Consider the following 19,367-nt stretch of genomic DNA (forward strand, 5'->3'; position numbering starts at 1 on the left):
GTGCAATCCTCAGGGAGGGGCGCCTCGCAACGCCCCTGGTTCACGGGGGGTGAATTATGCGTCCAACGCAGTGCGGATGTCCCGCAGGAAGTTTTCGGCCACGGGTACGACTTGATCGTGCGGCTGGTTTTCGATCAACTGGATGATCTTGCTGCCAATCACCACTGCATCGGCCACCTGGCCAATGGCGCGGGCGGTATTCGCATCGCGGATACCAAAGCCCACGCCGACCGGGATATGCACATGCTCGCGGATCCGCGGCAGCATGGCTTCAACAGCCGCCGTGTCCAGCGTGCCGGCACCGGTGACGCCTTTGAGCGACACGTAATACACATAGCCGCTGGCGACATGGGCTACCTGCTGCATGCGTTTCTCGGTGGAGGTGGGCGCCAGCAAGAAGATCAGGTCCATGTCGTGGGCTTTTAGCTTGGCCGCGAAGTCCACGCACTCCTCGGGTGGATAGTCCACCACCAGCACGCCATCCACACCGGCTTGTGATGCATGCGCAATGAATGCATCGTGGCCGTGTGCCTGGTCATAGCGCTCAACCGGGTTGGCGTAGCCCATCAGCACCACCGGCGTGTGGGCGTTTTGCTTGCGGAATTTCCGCACCATGTCCAGCACCTGTGCCATGCCAATGCCGAAGGACAAAGCGACATCGCCGGCCTTTTGGATCACCGGCCCATCGGCCATCGGGTCGCTGAAGGGCACCCCCAGCTCGATAACGTCGGCCCCAGCAGCGACCATGCCATGCATCAGCGCGGGTGTGATGTCAGCAAACGGGAAGCCCGCGGTAACGTAAGGGATCAGTGCTTTGCGCCCGTCTTTCTTGAGCTGGGCAAAGGTCGTGGTGATACGGCTCATACGGCCTCCTTCAGCGTGGTGCCTGCACCTTTGACGGTGAGGCCGCGCATCGATGGTCGGTCGTAAAAATCAGAACCCGACAGATCGGCTACCGTGCCAATATCCTTGTCGCCCCGGCCGGACAGATTCACCAGAATCGACTGGTCGGGTCGCATGGACTTGGCCAATTTCATCGCATAGGCAAAGGCATGGCTGGACTCCAGTGCCGGGATGATGCCTTCGGTGCGGCACAGGTAGTGAAAGGCTTCCAGCGCTTCCGCATCGGTGATACCGACGTATTCGGCACGGCCAATGTCTTTCAGGAAAGCATGCTCCGGGCCGACGCCGGGGTAGTCCAGGCCGGCACTGATGCTATGGGTTTCGGTCACCTGGCCGTTCGCGTCCTGCAGCAAATAGGTACGGTTGCCGTGCAGCACGCCAGGGCTGCCTTTTTGTAGCGATGCCGAATGCTTGCCCGACTCCAGACCTTCGCCAGCGGCTTCCACGCCTATCAAACGGGTTGCCGCATGGTCGATGTAAGGGTAGAAAATTCCCATGGCATTGCTGCCGCCACCCACGCAGGCGATGACTGCATCGGGCTGCTTGCCCGTGCAACCGGCCGCCGCCAGCATCTCAGGCATCTGCACTAGGCATTCGTTGCCAATGACGCTCTGGAAGTCGCGCACCATCATCGGATAGGGGTGTGGACCGGCCACGGTACCGATGATGTAGAAAGTGTTGTCCACATTCGCGACCCAGTCGCGCATGGCTTCGTTCAGTGCATCTTTCAGGGTTTTGCTGCCGCTTTCCACCGGGACGACGGTGGCGCCCAGCAGCTTCATGCGGTAGACGTTGGGGCTCTGGCGCTTCACGTCTTCGCTGCCCATATAGACCACGCATTCCAGGCCGTAGCGGGCGCAGATGGTGGCCGTGGCCACGCCGTGCTGGCCGGCGCCGGTTTCGGCGATGATGCGCGGCTTGCCCATGCGCTTGGCCAGCATGGCCTGGCCGATGGTGTTGTTGACTTTGTGGGCGCCAGTGTGGTTCAGGTCTTCACGTTTCAGGAAGATCTGCGCGCCGCCCATTTCCCGGCTGGTGCGGGCTGCGTGGTAGACCGGCGAGGGGCGACCGACGAAGTGCGCCAGTTCCGAGGCGAACTCGGCCAGGAAGGCCGGGTCGTGCTGGTATTGGGCGTAGGCGTCTTTCAGTTCTTCGATGGCATGGGTCAGCGTTTCAGAGACGAAACTGCCGCCGTAAATGCCGAAATGGCCTGAAGCATCAGGCTGCTGGTAAGTGGACATGGTGTGACTTTGCAAGTTGGGCGTCTGCCGCGCGCACAGCGGCGACAAACTGGTGGATTTTTTCAGCGTCCTTGATTCCCTTGGAAATCTCGACGCCGGAACTCACATCAACGGACAGCGACAGAGCGCGTGGCCGGACCTGCAAAATACCATCGGTCACGTTTGCAGGCGTGAGTCCACCACTTAAGACGAGGTGAGAGTTGACGCTTGGAGGAAGACGTGACCAATTGAATGTTTTTCCGCCGCCGCCGTATCCATCGACATGGGCGTCGAGCAGGATGGCTTGGGCTTTTGCGTAATCGGACGCGAATTTTACCAAGTCGAAGCTGCCACTGTCACCTAGGGGGATACGCGCTGCGCGCAGGAACGGGCGTCGGCCTTGTGCGCTGGCTTCCCAGCACTGCTCTGGTGTTTCTTCACCATGAAATTGGACTGTGGCGCAGGGTATATCTGCGCAGGCAGCTATCACATCTGTAGCAAGTGCATTCACGAATAACAACACAGGGGTGACGAAGGGCGGCATGCGTTTGGCCAGTTCCGCTGCGCGCTGGGGTGTTACATAGCGGGGGCTGGGTGGATACAGCACAAAACCGACAGCGTCGGCACCGGCGGCCACGACGGCATCCACGTCTTGTTCACGGGTCAGGCCGCAGATTTTGATGCGCGTGCGCGTTTGGAGGTTTGTCATGGCAGCCAATCAAAGGCAGGGGTACGGTCTGGCAAACCCCAGTGGGCAGGATACACCGGACCCATGAAGTACAGGCCATCAGGGGAAAACGTGGGTGCGGCGGCATTGCGGTTGCGTGCCGCCAGCACCTCTTGTATCCATTCCGGTGGCTGCTCCCCTTTGCCGATGACCAGCAGGCAACCCATCAGGTTGCGGATCATATGGTGCAGAAAAGCATTGGCTTCGAATTCGAATCGCCAGTACGCTCCGCGCCGAGAAATATCCAGGCGCATGAGTGTCTTGACCGGCGATAAGGCCTGGCAGCGTGCGGCACGGAAGGATGAAAAATCGTGTTCGCCCAGCAAGTATTGGGCAGCTTGCTGCATGGCGGTCAAATCCAGAGGCCGGAATACCCAGCCCACACGACCACCTTCCACACTGGGGCGCACCGGCGACTCCAGCAGGGCATAGACATATCTGCGGGCAATGGCACTGGCGCGGCAGTGGAAGCTATCGGGAACCTCTTGCGCCCATTGCACAGCGATGTCTCGGGGCAGCAAGGCGTTCACGCCACGCACCCAGGAGGCCGTGGGCCGTTGCAAGCGGGTGTCGAAGTGCACTACCTGCATCATGCCGTGCACGCCCGCATCGGTGCGACCCGCGCACAGAGTGGATACACGTTGCTGGGTGAAGCAGGCCAACGCCGCTTCCAGCTTGTCCTGTACCGTGTTGCCTGAGGGCTGGCTCTGCCAGCCGTTGTAAGGTTGACCGTTGTAACTGACGGCTAATGCCAGGCGCATGACCGGATCAACCCTGCATCACCGACCATGGCATCAAGACAGGCTGGCTAGGAATTGTTGTGCCTTGGCGCGCAGCGCGCCAGTAGCTTCTGCCAGCACTTCTTCGGCCAAGGCCCGGGCGCCATCTTCATCGCCGATGGAGTTGAACTCTTCGGCCAGCGACAGCTTGGTTGCTAATGGATCCCCGGCATCGGGCTCTTCTTCCGGCTCGGCAGGACTGGCAGGGGCAGGGGTTTCTTCCAGGTCCAGCGACAGCGATCCCATGTCGAATGGGATTTCGTTGCCATGGCTGGCCGGAGGGGCTGCTTCTAGTTCTGCCGTGGGCACCAGTTCGATGTCGAAGTCCAGGGCGTCCATGTCGGCCGGTGCATCAGGTAGGTCGAGCGCGGCAGGGACTGTCAGTGACGACACGGGGTCAAAGTGGTCCGCACTGCTATTGATTTCCGGGAAGGATGCAGCCGGAGGCTGTACCGTATCGGGCGGCAGCGTGCTGGGCGCATCCGTAGCCGCAGGACCGTTCTGCAGAAAGTCCAGATCGAGATCCAGGTTAGAGAACGCGTCCGGCGTGGATGGGGTCTGTGGGGTCTCCATGCGCGGCTCTACCAGACCAGCGGTGGCTGCGAGTGCGGCTACTGCAGCGGCCCCGTGGTACAGGGCGTTGTTCGGATCCAGATTGCGCCCCAGTTCGGCGATATGGTCCCATTCAGGACCCACTCCGCCGGTCAAGCCGTGCGCCTGGGTAGCCAGGGCAGTGAAGCTGCTCAAGTCCCGACGCTTGGCGTAGATGTCTTGCAGCTTGGCGTGGATGGCGACACGGCCCGGGTTGCTGCGCAAAGCTTCTTTGAGGATTTCTTCAGCTTGCAGGTCCCGGCCATAGGCCAGATAGACATCTGCTTCGGCGACCGGGTCCACGTCGCCCGCGGCGTCCAACTGGCTGGGCGAATAGGACATGGACGACGCAGGCGCATCCGCCGCGTTGGTGTCAATCCGTTGGCCGCCGCTGGCACCGAAGAAGGAGTCGGGCTGCAGCCGGCTTTCCAGAAAGGAGCTGTCAGCACTGGAGGCATTTTTACGTTTGCGTGAAAAGTACAGGCCAGCACCAGCAAGCAAGACGACTATGCCGGCCCCTAGGGGGGCTAGCGGGTTGTCCAGAAGGGCATTGAACCAGCCGTCCTCTTCTACAACGGCTGGGGCGGGCGGCGCACTAGCGGTTACGGCAGGCGCGGGTGCAGAGGCGGCAGGTGCAGTCGGAGCGGGTGCTGGTGCTGGCGTAGACACCGGCGTGCCTGGCTCAGAGGCTGCTGGTGCGGCCGACGCGGCGGGTGGAGCCGCTACCGGCACGGGCACGGTTACCGCGGGCATTTCTGCTGCTGCCTTGGCGGCACTGGCTGGCGGGGCTGCCGGTGTGGCTGGCGCAGGTGCGCTGGCGGAAGAAGCGCCCAGCTTGTTCAGGTCGGTGATGTTTTTGGACAGTTCGGCAACCCGTGCTGCGGCTTCTTTGGCAGCCTTTTCCTGGGCGATGGCGTCTTCCGTGCCTTTGCTATTTTTCAGTGCGCCTTTGGATAGCGTCAGCTTGTCGGGGACGGCGACGGAGGGTTTTTTCTCGCTGACTTCCGCCTGTACACGGCCACTGGCTTTGCGGTCGGCTTCTGCCGTCTGCACGGCGGGCACACCGCCGGCCAGCTTGCTGCGGAACTCGTTGAAGTCCCGGCTTTGTGCGTTGATGATTTGAGTGGCTTCCGGCGCGGGAGTCGCGGCGGCCTGGTCGCTGTCTGGCAGCTTGATGACTGCACCGGCCTTGACGCGGTTGACGTTGCCGTTGATGAATGCGCTCGGGTTGGCGCGCAACATGGCCACCAGCATCTGGTCCAGCGACACATTGGCGGGTTTGGTACTACCTGCAATCTTGCTGGCGGTGTCGCCCGCCTTGACCACTACCTGCTTTGCCTCGCTGGGGGCCGGCGCGGGCTTGGGGGCTGCGGCTACGGGTGGACGCGGCGTGACCGGGCGTACAGCTTCTGAATTGGCTGAAGGCGCCACTGCGGGTGCGCTGGGTGCAGCAACAGGCGCTGGTGTGGTGACTTGTGGAGCGGTCGCGGCAGTCGCGGGTGCTTGGCGCTGCGAAGGCGGGTCCAACAAAATGGTGTAGTCGCGCACGATCCGGCCCGAGGCCCAGTTCACCTGCAGGATCAGGTCCACAAACGGGTCGTTAACAGCGCGGTTGCTGTTCAGGCGTAACACCGAGCGGCCATCGGGGCGGCGCTGCAGTTGTATTTTCAGGTCGGTTAGCGCCGGGCTGTATTCCAGACCTGCCGCACGAAAGGCTTCTGGGGGGGCGATTTCGGGCCGCAGGCTGCTGGCTTCGTCGGTGGAGATATCCGGTAGCTCGATTTCCGCGCGTAGCGGCTCACCCAGGCCTGACAAGACGGTCATGCGTCCCAGTGACAAGGCGGCGGCATGATTGGCAAAACCCAGCAAAGTGGCTGCAACTGCAGCTGCAATTGCAGAGGTTCTCCAGCCACGCAAAGGCAGATTTTGGCCAGAGGGGCTAGAAGCGCGTTCAACCGACATATTCTTGTTCATCATTCGGGCATGTACTACGATACAAAAAAAGAAAAAGTACCATAGCATCAATGTCTTACGCAGACAAGTTGATGTGGGCTTTTACGGTTGAAGCATCGCGCGGCAGCGATGTTGCAATACCTTACATGTTACCAAACACGCGTGGCCTGCCCTAGACGAGCAGGCTATGTGTTGTGTTTACGCTTCCAGCAGGATACGCAGCATGCGGCGCAGGGGCTCGGCAGCACCCCATAACAGCTGGTCGCCGATGGTGAAGGCGCCCAGGTATTCGGGGCCCATGGCCAGCTTGCGCAGGCGGCCGACCGGGATACCCATGGTGCCGGTGACAGACACCGGCGTCAGGTCTTTCACCGTGGCCTCGCGGGTATTTGGCACCACGCGCACCCACTCGTTGTCCTGGGCGATCATGGCTTCGATGTCGGCCAGCGGCACGTCTTTTTTCAGCTTGAAGGTCAGTGCCTGGCTGTGGCAGCGCATCGCGCCCACGCGCACGCAGAAGCCGTCGACTGGCGTGATGGCGGTGCCGAAGCCCGGGCCTTGGCCCAGGATCTTGTTGGTTTCGGCGCCGCCCTTCCATTCTTCCTTGCTGGAGCCGTCGCCCAGGTCCTTGTCGATCCAGGGGATCAGCGAGCCGCCCAGCGGTGCGCCGAAGTTGGCGATCTCGGCAGCGCTCAGGTTCTGCTGCTTGGCCAGTACCTTGCGGTCGATTTCCAGGATGGCCGACTTGGGGTCGTCCAGCAGGGTACGGACTTCGGCGTTCAGCGTGCCGAACTGCGTCAACAGCTCGCGCATGTGCTGGGCGCCACCGCCGGATGCGGCCTGGTAGGTCATGCTGGTCATCCATTCGACCAGGCCGGCCTTGTACAGCGCGCCCACACCCATCAGCATGCAGCTGACGGTGCAGTTGCCGCCGATCCAGTTCTTGCCACCCTTGGCCAAGGCGTTCTTGATCACCGGCAGGTTCACCGGGTCCAGCACGATGATGGCGTCGTCGTTCATGCGCAGGGTGGAGGCCGCGTCGATCCAGTGGCCGTTCCAGCCGGCAGCGCGCAGCTTGGGGTAGACCTCGGAGGTGTAGTCGCCGCCCTGGGCGGTCAGAATGATGTCGCAGCGTTTGAGCGCGTCGAGGTTGTACGCGTCTTGCAGCGTGGTTTCGTTCTTGGCCTGCGCGGGGGCTTTGCCACCGGCGTTGGATGTCGAGAAGAACATCGGCTCGATCAGACCGAAATCGCCCTCGGCCTGCATGCGGTCCATCAGCACCGAGCCGACCATGCCGCGCCAGCCCACCAAACCTACGAGATTACCTACCTTCATCACATTGCCCTTTCAGAAAAATTGATTTTTCTTTTCCCGGCTCGTCGGGCCGGGAGGGGCGTGACGAACCGGGCTAAGTCTTAGCCTTTAATGGTCGTCTTGGTAATGGCAGCCACGACGGCATCGCCCATTTGCTGGGTGCCGACCTTGGTCGTGCCTGCCGAGTAGATGTCCGGTGTTCTCAGGCCTGCAGCCAGCACGGATTGCACTGCGGACTCGATACGGTCGGCAGCGTCGGCTTGTTGGAGGGAGAAACGTAACATCATGGCGGCGGACAGTATTGTAGCCAATGGATTGGCCACGCCCTTGCCGGCGATATCCGGCGCGCTGCCGTGGCTGGGTTCGTACAGGCCCCGGTTCTGCGCATTCAGGCTGGCGGAAGGCAGCATGCCGATGGAGCCGGTGAGCATGGACGCCTCGTCGGACAGGATGTCGCCGAACATATTGCCGGTGACGATCACGTCGAAGCTCTTAGGCGCCTTGACCAGCTGCATGGCGGCGTTGTCGACCAGCATGTGGTCCAGCGCCACGTCCGGGTACTGGGTGCCGATCTCGACCATCACGTCTTTCCACAGCTGCGAGGTTTCCAGCACATTGTTTTTGTCCACGCTGGTCACGCGCTTGTTGCGCTTGCGGGCGGCCTGGAAGGCGACGTGGGCGATGCGCTCGATCTCCGGGCGGCTATAGCGCATGGTGTCGAAGGCTTCTTCCGCACCGGGGAAATGTCCGTCCACGGCGATGCGGCGGCCGCGTGGCTGGCCGAAGTAGATGTCGCCGGTGAGTTCGCGGATGATCAGAATGTCCAGGCCGGACACCAGCTCGGGCTTCAGGCTGGAGGCGCTGACCAGCTGCTCGTAGCAGATGGCGGGACGGAAGTTGGCGAACAGGCCTAGGTTCTTGCGCAGGCCCAGGATGGCTTGCTCGGGGCGGAATTGGCGCTCCAGCTTGTCGTACTTCCAGTCGCCGACGGCGCCGAACAGCACGGCATCGGCTTCTTTGGCCAGTTTCAGCGTGGCCTCGGGCAGCGGGTGCCCGTGGGCATCAAAAGCGGTACCGCCGACCAGGGCGGATTCCATCTCGAAGGGCAGGTCGAGTACGTTCAGTACCTTGATGGCCTCGGCGACGATTTCGGTGCCGATGCCATCACCGGGGAGTACTGCGATTTTCATAGAGCTCATTGGAATTTATAAAAAATAGGCTGCCAGCGCAGATATCTCCTGCGCTGGCAGCTATGGATTTGATAGTGGACGGGCTTAGGCGCCAGCTACCGTGGTGTGGGCCAACCAGGGTTTGGTGGCTAGGCGTTCAGCCTCAAATGCCTTGATCTTGTCGGATTGCCGCAGGGTCAGGCCGATGTCGTCAAAGCCGTTCAGCAGGCAGTATTTGCGGAAGGCCTGTACCTCGAAAGGCAACTCTTCGCCCTGCGGCTTGACGATGACTTGGCGCTCCAGGTCCACCGTCAGCTGGTAGCCGGGGAAGGCCTGGCAGGCGTCGAACAGTTCGGCCACTTGCGCTTCGGGCAGCACGATGGGCAGCAGGCCGTTCTTGAAGCAGTTGTTGAAGAAGATGTCGGCATAGCTGGGCGCGATGATGGCGCGGAAGCCGTATTGGTCGATGGCCCAGGGCGCATGTTCGCGCGACGAGCCACAGCCGAAGTTCTTGCGCGCCAGCAGGATGGAAGCGCCTGCATAGCGTGGCTGGTTCAGCACAAAGTCGGGATTCGGCTTGCGGCTGGCCGGGTCTTGGCCGGGGAAGCCCGGGTCCAGGTAGCGCCATTCGTCGAACAGGTTCTGGCCGAAGCCGGTCTTGCGGATGGACTTCAAAAACTGCTTGGGGATGATTGCGTCGGTATCGACGTTCTCGCGGTCCATGGGGGCCACCAGGCCCTTGAGTACGGTAAATTTCTGCATGGTGAGGTGCGCCTTATTTGGAGATGTCTCGAATTTTTTCGCCAGCTTTCTCGACACCTTTGCCAGCGGCCGTACCGACCTCCTTAGCGTCTTGCTTGACGCCGGACCAAGTGTTGCAGCCAGACAGGAGCAGCAGGGCAGAAGTAGCAATCAGGGCGATGAATGTTTTCATGATGAAAAGCTCCAGAGAAGGGGTCAGCTGAATTTGCGGATATCGACGAAATGGCCGTGCACGGCGGCGGCGGCGGCCATGGCCGGGCTGACCAGATGCGTGCGGCCACCAGCGCCCTGGCGGCCTTCGAAGTTGCGGTTGCTGGTGGAGGCGCAGCGTTCGCCGGGCTCCAGCTTGTCTGCATTCATGGCCAGGCACATGGAGCAGCCGGGTTCGCGCCATTCGAAGCCGGCGGCCTTGAAGATCAGGTCCAGGCCTTCATGCTCGGCCTGCTCTTTCACCAGGCCGGAGCCGGGTACGACCATGGCCAGCTTGATGTTCTTGGCGACCTTCTGACCCAGCTTCTTCACCACGGCGGCGGCTTCGCGCATGTCTTCGATGCGGCTATTGGTGCAGGAGCCGATGAACACCTTGTCGACGAAGATGTCGTTCAGGGCCTTGCCGGGTTGCAGGTTCATGTAGGTCAGCGCGCGCTCGATGGCGCCGCGCTTGTTGCTGTCTTTTTCCTTTTCAGGATCGGGCACGCGGCCGTCGATGCCCAGCACCATCTCGGGCGAGGTGCCCCAGGTGACCTGCGGAATGATCTGGCTGGCGTCCAGCTCGACCACGGCGTCGAAATGCGCGCCGGGGTCGCTGTGCAGGGTGCGCCAGTAGGCGGCAGCGGCATCGAATTCGACGCCCGTGGGGGCCAGCAAACGGCCTTTGACGTAATTGACCGTCTTCTCGTCCACCGCCACCAGGCCGGCGCGGGCGCCGGCTTCGATGGCCATATTGCAGACGGTCATGCGACCTTCCATGCTGAGTGCGCGGATGGCCGAGCCGGCGAATTCGATGGTGTAGCCGGTGCCGCCTGCCGTGCCGATCTTGCCGATGATGGCCAGCACGATGTCCTTGCCACCGCAGCCCTTGGGCAGCGTGCCTTCTACCTTGACCAGCATGTTCTTGGCCTTCTTGGCCAACAGAGTTTGCGTGGCCATCACGTGCTCGACTTCGCTGGTGCCGATGCCGTGGGCCAGTGCGCCAAAGGCGCCGTGGGTGGAGGTGTGCGAGTCGCCGCAGACCACGGTCATGCCGGGCAGGGTAGCGCCGTTTTCAGGGCCGATGACGTGCACGATGCCCTGGCGTTTGGACATGAACGGGAAGTAGGCCGCCGAGCCGGATTCGGCGATATTGGCGTCTAGCGTGGTGATCTGCTCTTTGCTGATCGGGTCGGTGATGCCGTCGTAGCCCAGCTCCCAGCCGGTGGTTGGGGTGTTGTGGTCGGCGGTGGCGACGATGGAGCTGATGCGCCAGACCTTGCGGCCGGCCTGGCGCAGGCCTTCGAAGGCCTGCGGGCTGGTCACTTCATGGACCAGATGGCGGTCGATGTAGAGGATGGTCGTGCCATCGTCTTCGGTGTGGACGACGTGTTCGTCCCAGATCTTGTCGTACAGAGTGCGTGCCATTTGTGCTTCTTTCGTGGAACTTAATTTTATGCTTCTGGCCGGGGGCTGAGGTGGTCCAGCAGCAGGCGGGCGGTGACGGGCAGGGTGGAGAAATCGCGCGCCACCAGCTCGATCTGGCGCGTAGCCCAGCTGTCGTTCAGGGGCACTGCGACCAGCTGGCCGGTGCCGCGCATCAGCTCGAACGCGCGCTGCGGCATCACGCCAATGCCGAGACCATTGGCGATCATGCGGCACATGGCGTCTAGTCCGGCGACGTGGATGCGCAGCTTGATGCTGCGGCCCTGGGCGGCGGCGGCGCGGTGCATGGCCAGGTAGATCGAGCTGGTGGCATGCAGGCCGACGTGGTCGAAATCCAGGGTGTCTTCAAAATTGATAGCGGCCTGTGCAGATAAAACGTGCGCTGCAGGCACTATCAAGGCCAAATTGTCTTGCCGGTAGGCGCGGGTTTGCAATGTACCCACGCCGTCGGCGGTGTTGCAGATGCCCAGGTCGGCCGCGCCTTCCTGCACCGCGCGAATCACTTCGGAGCTGAGGTGTTCCTCCAGGTCGATTTTTACCTGGGCATGCTCGCGCACAAAAGTGCCCAAATCTTCGGGCAGGAACTGCACCACGGCGGAGATGCTGGCGTGGATACGCACATGGCCGCGCACGCCGAACGCGTACTCGCTGAGCTCACCCTGCATCTTCTCTAGGCTGTAGAGCATGGAGCGCGCGTGGTGCAGCAGGCTTTCGCCGGCCGGGGTCAGGTCCACGCCGCGCGCGTGGCGTACCAGCAAAGGTGTGCCCAGCGTGGCTTCCAGGTCGCTCAGGCGCTTGCTGACGGCGGAGGCGGCAATGAATTCCCGTTCCGCCGCGCGGCCTATGCTGCCGAGCTCACACACCGCTACAAACAGCTGTAGCGAGGTGAGGTCCATGCGGCGGGCAAAGTTGCGTTCGGTGGGTTGCATCGGGGTTGGGCATCGCTGTAGGCGATGGCTAGCTATTTTCCTGCTTTTGAATTGGCTTTGCCTTCTGTATTGGCGATGGCTGCCATCGCGTGCATGCGACACGGAATTTATATGTTTTATGGCTCTAGCGCACGTATTACATGCGCTGGCAGCTATCTAAAGTGTAGCAATCTCGGCAGGCATGAAAAAACCCGCCGGCATTGCTGCAAGGCGGGTTTCTGAGGGGCTGCGTGGATTAACGCGAAGCGATGGGCTTGACGTTGCGAGCTACCGAGCCGGTGAACAGCTGGCGTGGGCGGCCGATCTTGTACTCGGGGTCGCCGATCATTTCATTCAGCTGGGCGATCCAGCCGGAGGTGCGGGCCAGGGCGAACACGGCGGTGAACAGCGGCGTGGGGATGCCGATGGCGCGTTGCACGATGCCGGAGTAGAAGTCGACATTCGGGTAGAGCTTGCGCTGCACGAAATAGTCGTCTTCCAGGGCGATCTTTTCCAGGGCCATGGCCAGCTTGAACAGCGGGTCGTTTTCCAGGCCCAGCTCGGCCAGCACTTCCTTGCAGGTCTCTTGCATCAGCTTGGCGCGCGGGTCGTAGTTTTTGTACACGCGGTGGCCAAAGCCCATCAGCTTGACGCCGGAGCTCTTGTCCTTGACCTTTTCCATGAACTCGCCGACCTTGGCCACGCCGCCCATTTTCTGGATGTCTTCCAGCATGTTCAGGCATGCTTCGTTGGCGCCGCCGTGGGCGGGGCCCCACAGGCAGGCCACACCGGCCGCAATGGCTGCGAACGGGTTGGTGCCGGAGGAGCCGCACAGGCGTACGGTGGAGGTGGAGGCGTTTTGTTCGTGGTCGGCGTGCAGCGTGAAGATACGGTCCAGGGCGCGTTCCAGCACGGGGCTGACCTTGTATTCTTCGCAGGGCGTAGCGAACATCATGTGCAGGAAGTTGCCGGCGTAGCTCAGCTCGTTCTTGGGGTACATGTAAGGTTGGCCAATGGTGTACTTATAGGCCATGGCGACCAGCGTTGGCATCTTGGCGATCAGGCGGATCGCGGCGATTTCGCGGTGCTGCGGATTCGTGATGTCGGTGCTGTCGTGGTAGAAGGCCGACAGGGCGCCGACCAAGCCGGTCATGATGGCCATGGGGTGGGCATCACGGCGGAAGCCGCGCAGGAAGAACTGCATCTGCTCGTTGACCATGGTGTGGTTGGTCACGAGCTTGGTGAAGTCGGCTTTTTGGGTGGGGTTGGGCAGCTCACCGTACAGCAGCAGGTGGCAGGTTTCCAGGAAGTCGCAGTTGGTGGCGAGTTGCTCGATGGGGTAGCCGCGGTATAGCAGCTCGCCCTTGTCGCCGTCGATGTAGGTGATGGCCGACTGACAGGATGCGGTAGACAGGAAGCCCGGGTCGTAAGTGAACATGCCGGTTTGGGCATACAGCTTACGGATATCGATCACGTCGGGACCCACGTTGCCGTGGTACACCGGGAGGTCCACACTCGGGCTGCCGTTACTGAACGACAGGGTGGCTTTATTGTCAGCTAGTTTCATTTTTACCCTTTCAGCGGTTTCTCAACATACTCAAAACTTCGTGCACGTCGCTGCGGTCCAGCGCGGGCTCTACCTGGTCAAGTGGCTTACGCGCCAAATGCAGATCCAGCAGATCGTTGTCACTCAGCTCCATTAGATCGCTCAAGGCTTTCCCTTGACTGACGGTCAGGCTATCGGCGTATTTCTGGAAAAACTGGTCGATATAGAGATCGTTCTCCAGCAGACCACGCCGGCAGCGCCAGCGTAGTTTGCTCAAGGCACGCTCGTCGAGCAACTCCGAGCCGGCGGCCAGGGCCGCAGGCGGGGTGGAGTGGGAAAGTGGTTGCACCAATAAGCCTTAGACGGCGCGGCGGACCATCAGTTCCTTGATCTTGCCAATCGCTTTGGTAGGGTTCAAGCCTTTGGGGCAGACGTCCACGCAGTTCATGATGGTGTGGCAGCGGAACAGGCGGTATGGGTCTTCCAGGTTGTCCAGGCGGGCAGCGGTGCTGTCGTCGCGGCTGTCGGCGATGAAGCGGTAGGCTTGCAGTAGGCCGGCGGGGCCGACGAACTTGTCTGGATTCCACCAGAAGCTGGGGCAGCTGGTTGAGCAGCTGGCGCATAAGATGCACTCGTACAGGCCGTTCAACTCTTCGCGTTCTTCCGGGCTTTGTAGGCGCTCGCGCTCGGGCGCCAGGCTTTCGTTCACCAGGTAAGGCTTGATCGAGTTGTACTGCTTGAAGAAGTCAGTCATGTCCACGATCAGGTCGCGGATGACAGGCAAGCCGGGCAGCGGCTTGAGCACGATAGTGCCCGGCAGCGTCAGCATATTGGTCAGGCAGGCCAGACCGTTCTTGCCGTTGATGTTCATGGCGTCGGAGCCACACACGCCTTCACGGCAGGAGCGGCGGAACGACAGCGTGGGGTCTTGTTGCTTCAGCTTGACCAGTGCGTCCAGCAGCATGCGTTCATGGCCGTCGAGTTCGATCTCGATGGTCTGCATGTAGGGCTTGGCATCGGTGTCCGGGTCGTAGCGGTAGATTTGGAATGTACGTTTTGTCATTTTTCTATCCTTAGAAGGTACGGACCTTGGGTGGCACGCTGTCCACGGTCAAAGGCTTGAGGTTCACCGGCTTGTAGTCCAGGCGACTGCCTTCGCTGTACCACAGGGTGTGTTTCATCCATTCCTTGTCGTTGCGGCCGAGTGGGAATTCGGCGTGGTCGGCCGGGTGTTCGTAGTCGTACACCGTATGGGCGCCACGGCATTCACGACGGGCGGCGGCGGAGACGATGGTGGCTTGCGCGACTTCGATCAGGTTGTCCACTTCCAGCGCTTCGATGCGCGCCGTGTTGAAGATCTTGGACTTGTCTTTCAGCGTGATGCTGGCGACTTGCTTACGGATTTCGGCAATCTTTGCCACGCCTTCGTCCATGCTGGCCTGGGTGCGGAACACGCCGGCGTGCAGCTGCATCGCTGCGCGGATGTTGCCTGCCACGTCTTGCGAGTAGGTGCCGTCGGTCGAGGCTTCGAGCTGGTTCAGGCGCTCCAGAGTGCGGTCGGCCGCGTTTTCCGGCAGGGGCTTGTGCTCCTTGCTGTTCTTGGCGAATTCCACGATGTGGCGGCCAGCGGCCTTGCCGAAGACCAGCAGATCAAGCAGCGAGTTCGTGCCCAAGCGGTTGGCGCCGTGTACGCTGACGCAGGCGCATTCGCCCACGGCGTAGAGGCCATTGACCACGGAGTTGTTGATGCCGTCTTTTTGCTCCACGACCTGGCCGTGGATATTGGTTGGCACGCCACCCATTTGGTAATGGATGGTGGGCACCACGGGAATCGGTTCCTTGGTGATATCCACGTTAGCGAAGTTGACACCGATCTCGTACACCGAGGGCAGGCGCTTGTGGATGGTGTCGGCACCCAGGTGGTCCAGCTTGAGCAGGATGTAGTCTTTGTTCGGACCGCAGCCACGGCCTTCCTTGATTTCCTGGTCCATGCAGCGCGATACGAAGTCGCGCGGTGCCAGGTCCTTCAGTGTGGGCGCGTAGCGCTCCATGAAGCGTTCGCCATTGCTGTTCAGCAAGATCGCGCCTTCGCCGCGGCAGCCTTCGGTCAGCAGCACGCCGGCACCGGCCACGCCGGTGGGGTGGAACTGCCAGAACTCCATGTCTTGCAAGGCAATGCCGGCACGTGCCGCCATGCCCAGGCCGTCGCCGGTGTTGATGAAGGCATTGGTGGAGGCACCGAAGATGCGGCCAGCACCACCGGTGGCCAGCAGCACGGTTTTGGCTTGCAGGATGTGCAGGTCGCCGGTTTCCATTTCCAGGGCAGTTACGCCAACCACATCGCCCGCGGCATCGCGGATGATGTCCAGGGCCATCCATTCGACGAAGAAATTGGTCTTGGCCTTGACGTTTTGTTGGTACAGCGTATGCAGCATGGCGTGGCCGGTGCGGTCGGCCGCGGCGCAGGCGCGTTGCACGGGCTTTTCACCGTAGTTGGCGGTGTGGCCGCCGAACGGACGCTGGTAAATCGTGCCATCGGGATTGCGGTCGAACGGCATGCCGAAGTGTTCCAGCTCGTACACCACCTTGGGGGCTTCGCGGCACATGAACTCGATCGCATCTTGGTCGCCGAGCCAGTCGGAACCCTTGATGGTGTCGTAGAAATGGTAGTGCCAGTTATCTTCCGACATATTGCCCAGCGAGGCGCTAACGCCGCCTTGGGCGGCCACGGTGTGGCTGCGGGTGGGGAAAACTTTGGACAGCGAGGCCACGTTCAGGCCGGCCTTGGACAATTCGAGGGCTGCGCGCATACCGGAACCGCCGGCACCGACGATCACGACATCAAATTTGCGCTTGGAAATGTGGGCTTTGGTATAGGTCATTTTTATTTCTGCGTGGGTCAAACGGGTATCACAGACGCCAGAGCACTTGAATGGCCCAGCCAGCGCAGCCAACCAGCCAGACGATGGTGAAAATTTGCAGCAATAGGCGCAGGCCGACATGGGCGGTCACATAGTCCATCAAGACGTCACGCATACCGACCCATACGTGGTACAGCAAGGCAATGATGACCGAGAAGGTGACGATCTTCATCCATTGCGCTGCAAAGATGCCGGCCCACAGGTCGTAACCGATAGGGCCTTTGGCGATCAACAGCTGGGCCAACACGGCCACGGTGAACAGGGCCATGATGCCCGCAGTGACGCGCTGTGCCAGCCAGTCGCGCAAGCCATAGTGCGCGCCGACGACAACGCGTTTAGATCCGTATTTAACCGACATGGTGGAGTGCTCCGGGGTGAATTAATACAGGCCGAACAGCTTGGCTGCCAGCACGACGGTTAGCCCCAGGCTGATGGCGAGGGTGAACTTGGCGGACTTGGCGCCAAACTCCTTGGTGACCGCGTCATGGTGGGTGTCCATCCACAGATGGCGCAGACCGGCAGTGAAATGGTGCAGGTAGGCCCAGATCAGCGCCAATGCCACCAGTTTGAAGATGAAGCCTGGTACGAATCCTGCTCCGATATTGAACACGGCTTTGAATTTTGCAAACGAGATTTCGCTGGAAACCGAGGTGTCAAACATCCAAATGATGAAGGGCATCAACAGGAACATGATGACGCCGCTGACGCGGTGCAGGATGGATACCCAGGCTGCCGGTGCCATGCGATAGGTCGGCAGGTCCGTGAGGGCGTTGATGTTGCGAAATTCAGGTCGTTTTGTTTTCAGGGGGGAGGCAAGCTCGGACATAAATGCGCTTTCGTGGAGGTAACAGGCTGTAATTATTCGAACAAGTGCAACCTAAAATTCTATTGCAATGCAGCATAAGAACCTTTGCTGTATCGGAATAGGCTTCAACTTGCTTCAACTTAACTCATTGCGGTAGTGGTGCGATTCCGTGTTGTAGAGGCCGCGCCGTAACTCCATGGGAACATCGTTGTAGGTGTAAGCGACCCGCTCCACGCACAGCAAGGGGGCGGCAGGCCCCACTTTGAGCAGGCGGGCCTGGTCGATCTCCGGGTTGACCGCGCGTATTTTTTCCTCGGCCCGTACCATGCGCACGCCAAATTCGGTTTCAAACAATGCGTACATCGGGCCACGGTAGCCGGCCAGGCGCTCCATGGTCAAGCCCTTGAACGGTACACCCGGCAGCCACAAGTCGTCCAGGATGGTCGGTATAAATTCCCCATTGCGTTTGAAGGACAGCATGCGGCGCACATGCAGCACCGCGTCGCCGCTGCGCAGACCCAGTGCCTTGGCTACGTCGGCGGAGGCACGCTGGCGCTTGCAGTCGATGATGTCGCGCTGGGCCGGGCCTTCGCTCTGGATGTCACCCTGGTCGGGCATCAGCTTCAAGAAGCGGTACTGCACATGCTGTTCGGCATGGGTTGCGACAAAAGTGCCTTTGCCCTGGCGGCGCACCAGCAGGTTATCGGCCGCCAATTCGTCAATGGCTTTGCGCACCGTACCTTGGCTGACGCGATAGCGTGCCGCCAATTCCATTTCGCTGGGGATGGCTTCGCCCGGTTTCCACTCGCCGGCCTGCAGACTTTGCAGAATGAGTCCCTTGATCTGCTGGTAGAGCGGGCTGAATGCCGGTGTCAGCGTTGGTGCAATGCTGGCACTGGCGTCACTGGCCGCCGGTGCTGGATCGACGGCGATGGCGGGTGTGTGGGTCATTGGCAAACTGGGGTGGTGTGAGCAAATGCGTAGGGATGAAACAATCCGAATCATATCTTATATAAGACATAAGACAAATTGACGTTTGCGGGTTTTCGAGAGTAAACTCCATGGCTGTTTGTGTCGCACCCGGCGACTGGCATGGGTGTGCGGTCCAACCTCGTTTTTCAACACTTCCTGGAGTCTTCCCCATGAGCAAAAAGCCTGTTCGCGTTGCCGTCACCGGTGCCGCCGGTCAAATCGGTTACGCCATTCTGTTCCGCATCGCCTCCGGCGAAATGCTGGGTAAAGACCAGCCTGTGGTGTTGAGTCTGCTGGAAGTGCCTGTTGAGAAGGCCCAGCAAGCGCTGCAAGGCGTGATCATGGAATTGCAAGACTGCGCCTTCCCCTTGCTGGTGGGCATCGAAGCGCACAGCGACCCCCTGGCTGCATTCAAGGACGTGGACTACGCATTGCTGATCGGTTCGCGCCCCCGCGGCCCAGGCATGGAGCGTGCCGAACTGCTGGCCGTGAACGCCGAAATCTTCACCGCCCAAGGCAAGGCCTTGAACGCTGTAGCCAGCCGCAACGTCAAGGTGCTGGTGGTCGGCAATCCTGCCAACACCAATGCCTACATCGCCATGAAGAGCGCGCCGGATCTGCCACGCAAGAACTTCACCGCCATGCTGCGCCTGGACCACAACCGTGCTTTGAGCCAGATTGCCGCCAAAACCGGCAAGGCCGTGGCCGATATTGAAAAGCTCACTGTCTGGGGCAACCATTCGCCCACGATGTACGCCGACTACCGTTTCGCCACCATCAACGGCGAAAGCGTCAAGACCATGATCAACGACGAAGTCTGGAACAAAGACACCTTCCTGCCCACCGTGGGCAAGCGCGGCGCGGCCATCATCGCCGCCCGCGGCGTGTCTTCCGCTGCCTCGGCCGCCAATGCAGCCATCGACCATATGCGCGACTGGGCGCTGGGTACGAATGGCAAGTGGGTCACCATGGGCATCCCGTCGGACGGCCAGTACGGCATCCCCCAGGACACCATGTTCGGCTTCGCCGTGACCTGCGAAGGTGGCGAATACAAGGTTGTGGAAGGTCTGGAAGTCGACGCGTTCTCGCAAGAGCGTATCAACGTCACGCTCAAAGAGCTGCAAGACGAGCAAGCCGGCGTCGCCCACCTGCTCTAAGCCAG

19 protein-coding genes are annotated in these 19,367 nt (G+C 61.1%); 1 reads left to right on the forward strand and 18 read right to left on the reverse strand.

Annotation, left to right across the window (positions count from 1 at the left end; translation table 11 throughout):
* Window positions 1–54: 54 nt before the first annotated feature.
* From trpA to AC07O2_RS09250, 18 genes are all read right to left on the reverse strand, one after another.
* Window positions 55–864, reverse strand: coding sequence for a tryptophan synthase subunit alpha (gene trpA, locus AC07O2_RS09165; RefSeq protein WP_495075419.1), 810 nt, complete (start codon window positions 862–864; stop codon window positions 55–57).
* Window positions 861–2,144 (reverse strand): tryptophan synthase subunit beta, encoded by a 1,284-nt coding sequence (trpB, locus tag AC07O2_RS09170; protein ID WP_495075420.1) that lies wholly within the window; start codon window positions 2,142–2,144, stop codon window positions 861–863. Before trpB ends, trpA begins: the two co-directional genes overlap by 4 nt.
* The gene (locus tag AC07O2_RS09175; protein ID WP_495075421.1) at window positions 2,122–2,832 is read right to left on the reverse strand and encodes a phosphoribosylanthranilate isomerase; all 711 of its coding nucleotides are present in this window, start codon (window positions 2,830–2,832) and stop codon (window positions 2,122–2,124) included. The genes trpB and AC07O2_RS09175 overlap by 23 nt, the downstream gene beginning before the upstream one ends.
* Window positions 2,829–3,611, reverse strand: coding sequence for a tRNA pseudouridine(38-40) synthase TruA (gene truA / locus AC07O2_RS09180; RefSeq protein WP_495075422.1), 783 nt, complete (start codon window positions 3,609–3,611; stop codon window positions 2,829–2,831). Before truA ends, AC07O2_RS09175 begins: the two co-directional genes overlap by 4 nt.
* Window positions 3,612–3,644: 33 nt before the next feature.
* Window positions 3,645–6,182 carry a motility hub landmark protein FimV gene (locus AC07O2_RS09185; protein WP_495075423.1) on the reverse strand — a complete coding sequence of 846 codons (2,538 nt, stop codon included), beginning with the start codon at window positions 6,180–6,182 and terminating at the stop codon, window positions 3,645–3,647.
* A gap of 189 nt (window positions 6,183–6,371) precedes the next feature.
* Window positions 6,372–7,508: an aspartate-semialdehyde dehydrogenase gene (gene asd / locus AC07O2_RS09190; RefSeq protein ID WP_495075424.1), complete on the reverse strand. Its 1,137-nt coding sequence runs from the start codon at window positions 7,506–7,508 to the stop codon at window positions 6,372–6,374.
* A gap of 80 nt (window positions 7,509–7,588) precedes the next feature.
* Complete coding sequence (leuB, locus tag AC07O2_RS09195; protein WP_495075425.1) at window positions 7,589–8,677, reverse strand: 3-isopropylmalate dehydrogenase; 1,089 nt, start codon at window positions 8,675–8,677, stop codon at window positions 7,589–7,591.
* A gap of 84 nt (window positions 8,678–8,761) precedes the next feature.
* A complete protein-coding gene (leuD, locus tag AC07O2_RS09200) occupies window positions 8,762–9,418 on the reverse strand; it encodes a 3-isopropylmalate dehydratase small subunit (protein ID WP_495075426.1) in 657 nt (218 codons plus the stop codon).
* Between the two features lie 13 nt (window positions 9,419–9,431).
* Window positions 9,432–9,590 (reverse strand): entericidin EcnAB, encoded by a 159-nt coding sequence (locus AC07O2_RS09205; RefSeq protein WP_495075427.1) that lies wholly within the window; start codon window positions 9,588–9,590, stop codon window positions 9,432–9,434.
* A 23-nt stretch (window positions 9,591–9,613) separates the two neighbouring features.
* Window positions 9,614–11,035, reverse strand: coding sequence for a 3-isopropylmalate dehydratase large subunit (gene leuC, locus AC07O2_RS09210; protein ID WP_495075428.1), 1,422 nt, complete (start codon window positions 11,033–11,035; stop codon window positions 9,614–9,616).
* 26 nt (window positions 11,036–11,061) lie between these two features.
* Complete coding sequence (locus AC07O2_RS09215) at window positions 11,062–11,982, reverse strand: LysR family transcriptional regulator (protein ID WP_495075429.1); 921 nt, start codon at window positions 11,980–11,982, stop codon at window positions 11,062–11,064.
* A 235-nt stretch (window positions 11,983–12,217) separates the two neighbouring features.
* A complete protein-coding gene (locus tag AC07O2_RS09220) occupies window positions 12,218–13,528 on the reverse strand; it encodes a citrate synthase (RefSeq protein WP_495075430.1) in 1,311 nt (436 codons plus the stop codon).
* A 10-nt stretch (window positions 13,529–13,538) separates the two neighbouring features.
* Entirely contained in the window at window positions 13,539–13,856 is a 318-nt protein-coding gene (locus AC07O2_RS09225; RefSeq protein WP_495075431.1) for an FAD assembly factor SdhE, read from the reverse strand.
* Between the two features lie 9 nt (window positions 13,857–13,865).
* A complete protein-coding gene (locus tag AC07O2_RS09230; protein WP_495075432.1) occupies window positions 13,866–14,570 on the reverse strand; it encodes a succinate dehydrogenase iron-sulfur subunit in 705 nt (234 codons plus the stop codon).
* Window positions 14,571–14,580: 10 nt separating this feature from the next.
* Window positions 14,581–16,389, reverse strand: a complete 1,809-nt coding sequence (gene sdhA, locus AC07O2_RS09235; protein ID WP_490592493.1) for a succinate dehydrogenase flavoprotein subunit — start codon at window positions 16,387–16,389, stop codon at window positions 14,581–14,583.
* A 28-nt stretch (window positions 16,390–16,417) separates the two neighbouring features.
* On the reverse strand, window positions 16,418–16,786 hold the full coding sequence (gene sdhD, locus AC07O2_RS09240; RefSeq protein ID WP_495075433.1) for a succinate dehydrogenase, hydrophobic membrane anchor protein: 369 nt from the start codon (window positions 16,784–16,786) through the stop codon (window positions 16,418–16,420).
* A 21-nt stretch (window positions 16,787–16,807) separates the two neighbouring features.
* A complete protein-coding gene (gene sdhC, locus AC07O2_RS09245) occupies window positions 16,808–17,254 on the reverse strand; it encodes a succinate dehydrogenase, cytochrome b556 subunit (RefSeq protein ID WP_490592495.1) in 447 nt (148 codons plus the stop codon).
* Window positions 17,255–17,368: 114 nt separating this feature from the next.
* Complete coding sequence (locus AC07O2_RS09250; protein ID WP_495075434.1) at window positions 17,369–18,184, reverse strand: GntR family transcriptional regulator; 816 nt, start codon at window positions 18,182–18,184, stop codon at window positions 17,369–17,371.
* A 191-nt stretch (window positions 18,185–18,375) separates the two neighbouring features.
* Between AC07O2_RS09250 and AC07O2_RS09255 the strand changes: the two genes are divergently transcribed.
* Window positions 18,376–19,362 (forward strand): malate dehydrogenase, encoded by a 987-nt coding sequence (locus tag AC07O2_RS09255; protein WP_495075435.1) that lies wholly within the window; start codon window positions 18,376–18,378, stop codon window positions 19,360–19,362.
* The last annotated feature ends 5 nt before the right edge of the window (window positions 19,363–19,367 follow it).

This window comes from Rhodoferax sp. GW821-FHT10B06 (genome assembly GCF_059415605.1).